Origin of the sequence: Agrobacterium deltaense RV3, from assembly GCF_900013505.1 — a bacterium.
Classification (GTDB): Bacteria; Pseudomonadota; Alphaproteobacteria; order Rhizobiales; family Rhizobiaceae; genus Agrobacterium; species Agrobacterium leguminum.
The window spans coordinates 1,494,633-1,503,294 of sequence record NZ_LT009745.1; the positions used below are offsets into that span (position 1 = coordinate 1,494,633).

At 59.7% G+C, this 8,662-nt stretch carries 8 protein-coding genes; 1 reads left to right on the top strand and 7 read right to left on the bottom strand.

All coding sequences use genetic code 11. From position 1 onward, the window contains the following. Positions 1–129: 129 nt before the first annotated feature. The 7 genes from AGR7B_RS07605 to hemN all read right to left on the bottom strand — a co-directional run bounded on the left by AGR7B_RS07605 (position 130) and on the right by hemN (position 7,256). A complete protein-coding gene (locus AGR7B_RS07605) occupies positions 130–1,059 on the bottom strand; it encodes a lipid A biosynthesis lauroyl acyltransferase (protein WP_425352592.1) in 930 nt (309 codons plus the stop codon). Between the two features lie 5 nt (positions 1,060–1,064). Continuing rightward, positions 1,065–2,093, bottom strand: coding sequence for a zinc-binding dehydrogenase (locus AGR7B_RS07610; RefSeq protein ID WP_059758710.1), 1,029 nt, complete (start codon positions 2,091–2,093; stop codon positions 1,065–1,067). Positions 2,094–2,238: 145 nt separating this feature from the next. Continuing rightward, a complete protein-coding gene (locus AGR7B_RS07615) occupies positions 2,239–3,522 on the bottom strand; it encodes a beta-ketoacyl-ACP synthase (protein ID WP_080856385.1) in 1,284 nt (427 codons plus the stop codon). 11 nt (positions 3,523–3,533) lie between these two features. Then, a complete protein-coding gene (locus AGR7B_RS07620; RefSeq protein ID WP_080856386.1) occupies positions 3,534–4,730 on the bottom strand; it encodes a beta-ketoacyl-ACP synthase in 1,197 nt (398 codons plus the stop codon). Between the two features lie 209 nt (positions 4,731–4,939). Further along, positions 4,940–5,419, bottom strand: a complete 480-nt coding sequence (locus AGR7B_RS07625; RefSeq protein WP_065655005.1) for a 3-hydroxyacyl-ACP dehydratase FabZ family protein — start codon at positions 5,417–5,419, stop codon at positions 4,940–4,942. An 88-nt stretch (positions 5,420–5,507) separates the two neighbouring features. Beyond that, positions 5,508–5,792 (bottom strand): acyl carrier protein, encoded by a 285-nt coding sequence (locus AGR7B_RS07630; protein ID WP_003495848.1) that lies wholly within the window; start codon positions 5,790–5,792, stop codon positions 5,508–5,510. Positions 5,793–5,906: 114 nt separating this feature from the next. Continuing rightward, a complete protein-coding gene (gene hemN / locus AGR7B_RS07635) occupies positions 5,907–7,256 on the bottom strand; it encodes an oxygen-independent coproporphyrinogen III oxidase (protein ID WP_080856387.1) in 1,350 nt (449 codons plus the stop codon). A 213-nt stretch (positions 7,257–7,469) separates the two neighbouring features. Here hemN and fnrN point away from each other — a divergent pair, with 213 nt between their 5' ends. Further along, complete coding sequence (fnrN, locus tag AGR7B_RS07640; RefSeq protein ID WP_080856388.1) at positions 7,470–8,195, top strand: transcriptional regulator FnrN; 726 nt, start codon at positions 7,470–7,472, stop codon at positions 8,193–8,195. Positions 8,196–8,662 lie beyond the last annotated feature (467 nt).

Below are 8,662 nucleotides of genomic sequence, written 5' to 3' on the forward strand. Positions count from 1 at the left end.
CAATTTTTCAATTTCGATAATCCATGAACGAAAAATGAGGTTCCATTAATATGGAAAAAACATCGGAACAAATCATTCTACGGCCGAATTTCGTAAAAATCGCCGAGGATCGGGCCGCACGGCATCACCTTAAATCTGGTGCTTCACGTCCCATCGGTCGTGATACCACAGCCATTGTCCGGGGTATTCGCGCACCCAGCTTTCCACCTTGTCGTTCAGAAGCTGCGCCGTCGCCTGAATGTCGACATTACCCTTCTCATCGCGCGGAATTTCAACCTTGGGCTCTATTTCCAACCTGTAGCGATTGTCGGGAAGACGAACGCAACGGGCCGGATAGACATCGCAGTTGAACTGCCGCACCAGCTTGGCAAGCAGCGGGTTGGTGCGGACTTCAAGGCCGAAGAACTTTGTCGTCAGCCCCTTGCCGAACTTCTGGTCGACGAGCACGCCGACACCGCCGCCCTTTTCCAGCTGCCGCGCCAGCGCGAAAGAGGAGCCGGCGTGCGACGGCACAAGATTGCCCATGCGCTCCTTGCGGAAGTTGAACACCTTGTCGGCCACGAAAGGATTGTTCGGTGGACGGAACAGCACCGTTACATCGAGACCGAAAGCCGAGCCTGCCACCGGCAGCAATTCGAAATTGCCGCTATGGGCGGTAAAGACGATGAAGGGTCGCGGATTGTCGCGCAGCTCGAGGAAGGTCGGAATGCCCTCGACCTCGATGCGGCCCGTTTCGTTCTTTTCCGGATCGAAATCGAACAGCCGGTCGAGAAACACGTATTCCGCCGCAAGCCGGCCCATATTGGCCCAGCTATCCATGGCGATCTCAAGCCGCTCATCTTCGGATTTCTCCGGAAAAGCGCGCGCCAGATTATGGAGCATCAGCTTGTGGCGTCCGGTTTTCGGCCCCACCCAGCGCGCCAGCCGGTCGGCGGCGCGAATGCCCGCATCAGCGGGAAAGAGCTTCAGCAGGTTGAGAAGGCCGAAGGCGAATGTCGCAATCAGCCACTGCCGGAAGTGGTCCAGTTTCAGGACAATCCGTGTCAGGAAAAGCTTCAAGATGCTCAGTCCATCCGCAGCACGATTTTGCCGAATACCTGGCGTGTCTCCATGCGCTCCAGCGCCCGGTCGATATCGTCGAAGGTCACTTCGGTGTCGATGACGGGATGAACGATGCCGCGCGCCATCTTCTGCATGGCGTTGGCCATGTTTTCCATGCGGCAGCCGAACGAGCCGAGCAGTTTCAGCTGCTGCTGGAACAGCATCATCAGGTTGATATCGGTGGAGACGCCCGACGTCGAACCGCAGGTGACGAGACGGCCGCCGCGCTTCAGCGAGAACATCGAACCCGCCCAGGTGTCCTTGCCGACATGTTCGAACACCACGTCGACACCCTTCTTTTTCGTCAGCTTGCGCACGACGCCTTCGAAACGGTCAGTCCGGTAGTTGATGACGTGATCGGCGCCCAGCGCCTTCGCCCGTTCGATCTTGTCATCAGAACCGACAGTGGTGATGACGGTGCAGCCCATCTTCTTGGCAAGCTGGATCGCCGCCGTGCCGATGCCGGAACCGCCGGCATGGATGAGAATGGTTTCACCGGACTCCAGCTTGGCATTGTCGAACAGCATGTGCTCGACGGTGCCGAAGGTCACCGGTGCGAGAGCCGCAGCAACGGCATCGACGCCATGCGGCGCAGGCACCAGCTGGCGGGCGGGAATATTGATCTTTTCCTGCGCGAAACCGTCAAGGTGGAAACCGTGCACGCCCTGCACATGTTCGCACAGATTGTCACGGCCTTCGCGACACGGCTTGCACAGCCCGCAGGTGCGCGCACCGTAGATCGACACGAGTTGGCCGGGCAGCACATTCGAAACGCCCGGACCGATGGCTTCGACCACACCCGAAGCCTCGGCACCGATGGTGAGCGGCATCTTGCGTTTGGCGAAAGCCATGCCGCGCCAGCCCCATACGTCGATGTGATTGAGCGCAACCGCCTTGACGCGCAGCGTCACCTCGCCCGGCGCCGGCGCATCCGGTTCGGGCAGGTCCACTTTTTCGAGCTTCCGGTCGTCCACGAGTTGAAGAGCGCGCATATATCAGTCCTTCGCCCGAAGGCGTTAATCTCTAGTGCGATTCCAGCAAAACTCTGTAACCGTTTTGCGGCCGGAATGCGTAATCAAAGAAGCGAGAGCGTTTCCGCAGTTGCCCTGGAAACGCTCCTGTTGATGGCGAAACCGGTTAAGCCGGTTCCCGCGTCATGACAAGGCTTGCATTCTGCCCGCCGAACCCGAAGGAGTTGGACAGAACCGCACTCACCTGAGCATCCCGCTTCACATTCGGCACCACGTCGAGCGTGATGGTCGGATCGGGATTGTTGTAGTTGATCGTCGGCGGCAGCGTGCCGGTCAACATGGTCTGCAGCGAGAACACCGCTTCCACGGCGCCGGCGGCGGTGAGCGTATGGCCGATCATCGACTTGTTGGACGACAGCGGAATATTCTTCAGACCCTCGCCGAAGACGGCGAGCATGGAGCCATATTCCATTTTGTCGTTCTCAGGCGTCGAAGTGCCGTGAGCGTTGATGTAACCGATATCGCTTTCGGCCACGCCCGCATCGGCCAGTGCCGCGCGGATCGTCGCAATCGCCGGGCCGCCATCGGGCGAAGACCGCGTGCGGTGGAAGCTGTCGGCCTTCTCGCCCGCACCCTTGATGATGCCGAGCACCTTCGCGCCGCGTGCAACGGCGGCTTCCAGCGATTCCAGCACCAGCGTCGCAGCACCCTCGGCGATCACGAAACCGTCGCGGTCCTTGCTGAACGGCTTGGAGGCCTTTTCCGGCGGCTCGTTCTGGGTAGAGAGCGCGGAGAGAAGCGAGAAGCGGATCAGCGCCTCGGCACTGACCGAACCGTCGGTGGCAACCGTCAGCGCCCGCTCGGTGCGGCCCTGTCGGATTGCCTCGACGCCGAGCTGGATCGCGGTCGCGCCCGATGCACAGGCCGTAGACAGCGTGACGGGCAGGCCACGGGTACCGAAACGGTCGGAAAGGCGTTCGGAAATCGCACCGAACAGGGCGGCTTCCTGGAATGCCGGGTCGGGACGCTGGCGGAAGGCCGTCAGGAACCGTTCATAGGCGTCACCCGGCTGGGCGGCCGGCGGAGACCGGTCGGCAAGCTCGAAACGGGCGCTCCATTCCGGCTCGATAGGCGGCGCCGCGAGAAACAGCGGGCCATCGAAATCGCCGGAGATACCGGCCTGCGCCAGCGCCTCGATGGTGGTTTCGCGCGCGAAGGCATAGGAACGCTCGACCGAATTCGGAACGGGGATATCGATGAAATCCACCGTACCGCTGATCTTCGTGGAAAGACCATCGGTCGGGAAACGGGTGATCTTGTGGATGCCCGATTTACCCGATGTCAGCGCCGCCCAGTTATCGGCGAGCCCCTGCCCGAGCGAGGTGATGATGCCCATGCCGGTGACGGCGACGATGGGACGACCGAGATGATCCCTGAAATTGGAAGTCATGGTCTTTCTCCTCAAACGTCGCGGGACAGAACGGCGACACCTTCGCCGCGCACATGGCCGACGGTGGTGACGACGGCTTCGCTGGCCGCCTCGCCCATGGGCTTTTCCTCGGCCGCATCGAAGGTAGGCACCTTCGCGCCGCTTTCAAGCGTCAGCGCGGCAAGCGCAAGCCCGAGCGGAAACTGTGCTTCGAGCCCATGACCGGTGACGCCGCCAAAACCGCGAATGACGGCATTCGGCAGGGCCTTTTCGAGAATGTCCTTCTCGCGGGCCGTCACGCCGTCATAACCGCTCGCACCGGAGAATACGACGGTCGCCGCACTGTCCTTGGCGGGAGCAAGCAACCGCTCCATGCGCTTTTCCATCTTGCCTTCGTCACGGCTGCCGCGGTCGCCCTCGATGGCGTCGATGCGGGCATAAATGCGTGCGCCGCGCTCGCTGGCGTGCTTGCGCGATTCCAGCACCAGGAACGCGCCGAGCGAACCGGAAACCATGCCGCCGCCTTCCTGACCTTGACGCGACCACAGCGGCTGCCAGCCGCCCTGCGCATGCGCGCCGATGGCCTCAAACAGCAGGATCATGTCGGGACGTTCCGCCGAGAAGGCGCCGCCCACCAGCGCGTGGCTCGATTCGCCGGAGCGGATGCGGTGGAACGCGGTTTCGACGGCGGAAATGCCGGCCGCTTCCTCGCCCATGAAGGTGCGGGAAGATCCGGTAACCTTGTGCACGATGGAAATATTGCCGGCCATCAGGTTGGAAAGCTGGGCAAGAAACAGCGTCGGACGCAGCTCCGTCGTCAGCTTCTCATTGAGCAGCTTTTCGCGGTCATTGCGCTTCAGCGCCTCGTCGACGATCAGCGTGTCGACATTGATGTCGCGCTCACCGCCGCCGGCGGCAACGATCATGTCCATGGTGGCGCAGGCTTCTGCATCTTCCTTCAGCCCGGCATCGTCGAGTGCGAGACCGGCGGCGAAAACGCCGAGACGCTGCCAGTTTTCCATCTGGCGCTGGTCGCCGCGCTTGGCGATCTGCGCGGACCAGTCGATCTCCGGCATGGGATGGACCGGATAAGGCTTGAACTTTTCGGTCTCGACCACCGGCTCCGGCACGGCGGTTCCCGAAAGAAGCGCCACATGCGCCTGGCTGCCGACGCCGTGACAGGTCACGATGCCGACCCCTGTTATCACCACATCATTGTCAGATTTCATCGTCTGTCATCCTTTGCAGCCGGCCCCGTCGAAACGGTCACGGCTATCCAACAGCGGTCGCGAACAACCACTTCATGCGTTGCGGAATAAAGCGCGCGATGCGGATTGGCAATGGTGAAGGCCTGATCCGCCGTCGCGAGCCCACGATTTTCGTGCTCAAAAACCGAGCCGGCGGGAAAAACGCTCTCCTTCGAAACGGACGGAAACGCTTATTTCTGTGCATCCGCGGCAATCGCCGCCATCAGGCCGACTTCCTCGGCCCGCTTCTTGACGATAGGCCCGAGCGGAATTTCGCTGAAGGGCATGGTCCTGAGCTTAAGCTGCGCGTCGCAGACCTTCTTGCCATCCGAGGTGATCTTCGCCTTGGTAACGGCAAAGCCGGAACCGTCATGCTCCAGCACCGCCTCGATGTCGAGAACAGCGCCCGGCTCCACGAAGGTACGCATCTTGGCGCCGTCCACCGACATCAGGAACGGCATGGACGCAAAATCGGAAAACGCCAGAACCATCATGCCGGAAGCCTGCGCCATGGTCTCGATCAGAAGCACGCCCGGAACCAGCGGCATGCCGGGAAAGTGGCCTTCGAAAACCGGGCTTTTGTCGGGAACGACAGACTGCGCCTTCAACGTGCGCGTCGTCATGTCCACGGCCTCGACCTTGTCGATCATCTGAAAATATTCAAGCAGCATCCGTCCGGCCCGTCTCTGGTCGGTTAGTCATGGTTTGCCCGCAGGCGGCATCAAAAGAAAATGCCCGCCTGAAGCGGGCACTGTCAGATCAGCCCTTGGCTGCGCGCAATTCGTCGATCTTGGCGCAAAGGTTCTTCAGCACGAAATATTCTTCGGTGGAAACCTTGCCTTCGTTGACTTCCTGCGTCCACTGCTCGAGCGGAATCTTGATGCCGAATTCCTTGTCGATCGCGAAAACGATATCAAGAAAGTCGAGGCTGTCGATGCCCAGATCGTCGATCGTGTGGCTCTCCGGCGTAATGGTTTCGCGGTCGATTTCGCTGGTTTCGGCGATAATGTCGGCAACCTTGTCGAATGTAGCTGTCACGCCCATAATCCTTATTGTCGTTCGTATGAATTATCCTGTCTGACGCACCACATAGGCAAGTCGCACAAAAAAGCCAATGGTTTCGTGACGTAACTTTGAAATTTGCCCCAAAACTGTTGCCTAAACAGCAACCGAATGGCGGCCGCGTCCATTGCCGAGATAGGCGTCGAAGATTGCCGCGATATTACGCACGAAGGGCTTTCCAGCCTCCGTCACCGCAAAAATATCGGCGTCCATCCGCACCACGCCATCCTTGTCGCTTGCGGCAAAATGCTGCGCCTGGGCTGTCACGGAATGGCTCACATTGCCGAAACGGTGCTGCAACTGCGAAAGATCGATAGCGAAATCGCACATCAGCCTTTCGATGACATGCGAGCGCAGATGGTCGTCCTCAGACAACTCTATGCCCTTGACGGCGGCAAGACCGCCCTCGCCCACCATCCGCTGATATTCCCCCGTCGCCACCATGTTCTGCACATAACCCTGCGGCAGCCTGCCGATGGACGATGCACCAAGTCCGATCAGCGCATCGGCCGTATCGGTCGTATAGCCCTGAAAATTCCGCCGCAGGGCGCCCGCTTCGGCGGCCTGGCATAATGTATCGGTCGGCTTGGCGAAATGATCGATGCCGATGGCCTCGTAACCCGCCTGTTTCAGCATCTCCGCCGCCATCGTCATCTGGCGGTAGCGTTCGGCAATATCCGGCAGGGCATGCTCCGGGATCAGCGACTGGTGTTTTTTCATCCACGGAACATGCGCATAACCGAAAAGCGCGATGCGATCGGGGTCGAGCGACACGATCTGGTTCACCGTCTTTTCCAATGTCCCGCAGGTCTGGAACGGCAGCCCATAAAGAATGTCGCAATTGACCGAATGAACGCCCCTCGCCCGCACCGCATCCACCACGGATTTCGTCTGTTCGAAGGACTGAATGCGGTTGATGGTTTTTTGCACTTTGTCATCGAAGTCCTGAACCCCGAGGCTCGCCCGCGACATGCCGATGGCGGCAAGCGCATCGTAGCGGCTGTCATCCAGATCGTTGGGGTCCATCTCGACGCTGATCTCGGGTGCGAGGCCGAAGGTGAAATGACGCCGCAGACAGTCCATCAGGCTCTGCATGTCCTCTGGCTTCAACATGGTGGGCGAGCCGCCGCCGAAATGCACGGCACTCACCACCGCATCCGGCGAAACAAGCGCGCCGACGGCTTCGATCTCCTGCTTAAGTGCTTCAAGATAAACGGCAATCGGCTCGTATTTCAGCGTGTGCTTGGTGTGACAGGCGCAGAACCAGCACAGCCGGTCGCAATAGGGAATATGCAGATAAAGCGAGAGGCGATTCCTGTGACCGAGCGCGCCGAGCCAGCGGCGATAGGTGCCATTATCGATTCCCTCGTGGAAATGCGGCGCGGTCGGATAGCTCGTGTAGCGCGGCACTGCACCCGAATATTTGTGAAGAAGTTCGGTATTCATCGCCCGATTTGCCTTTTATCAAGAAAATGTCGATTTCCTCTCTTTCAGTAACGGCTGCGACAGTTTGCAACTTTGACTTCAATCAAATTGCACCGTAAGTTCTTGCTAAAGTAGACGCAGGGGCGACGGCTACGTGGCGAAAGCCTTGCATGAGACCGGATTTGACACCCACGGTCGTAATCGTCCCGAAAAAGCCAGCATTGGAAAAGGCTTATGGACACGCTGCAGAAGACCATCCACAATTCGGAAGAACCCGTTGTTTGCCGCTCCTGCGAGGCGCGTCACGGCGGTCTTTGCAGCACGCTGACGCCGCAGCAGCTTTGTGACCTCAATCGCCATTCCAGCCGCAAGAAACTGGAGGCGGGCAACGAGCTTCTTGGCCAGGGCGAACTCGTCACCTCCTACGGCAATATCCTAAACGGCGTGGTGAAGCTGTCGAAAATGATGTCGGATGGCCGCCAGCAGATCGTCGGCCTGCAATTCGCACCGGACTTTCTCGGCCGACCCTTCATGGCGGAAAGCAAGATGACTGCGGAAGCCGCAACCGATGTGGAAATTTGTCTCTTCCCGCGCCGCGTCGTCGACCGGATGGTTTCCGAAGTGCCCGATATGGAACGCAAGCTCCACAACCAGTCCCTGAAGGAACTGGACGAGGCGCGCGACTGGATGCTGACGCTGGGGCGCAAATCGGCGCAGGAAAAGGTTGCCAGCTTCCTTTATATGATCGCCACCCATATCGACCCGGAAAACGACGACAAATCCTGCTTCGACCTGCCGCTTTCACGCGCCGATATCGCCGATTTCCTCGGGCTCACCATCGAAACGGTTAGCCGGCAAATGACCAAGCTGCGCAAGGAAGGCATTATCCGCATCGAGAACAATCGCCACATCACCGTGCCCGATCTCGACGTGCTGAGTGACGCCGCCGGCAACGACTGACGGAATTTGCCTCTCACTGCCCCTGAAGTGCAGATGTCCCGAAATTGATATGCGGCGCTCGCGCCTGAGCGGGTGCGAGCGCAAAACCGGCAAGAACCAGCAAAGCGGCGATGCATTTCATGATATTTCACCCCGTGCCCCGCTTTTTCAGCGGCCTGTTTGTTATGGCTGCATCATAAGCGGCAAACCTCATCCATCCGCTTAACATCTTGGGTAAGCAGATGGTTCAAAGGCAGGGTAAAGAAGGGGTTATGATTGCCGGGCCGACAGGGCCTCAGCCGTGATTGTCGCTGTAGCAAGTTCGGCATCGCCGCTTGTTTCTTCTCCCCGCCGGGGAGAAGGTGGCCCGAAGGGTCGGATGAGGGGCAAGCGCGGAGATATGTGGAGAGCTAGCCCACACTCACTCACGCGCGTCTCCGTCCGGCGGACGGAACGGAACGGAACGGCGGACCGACCACCGTCCGACC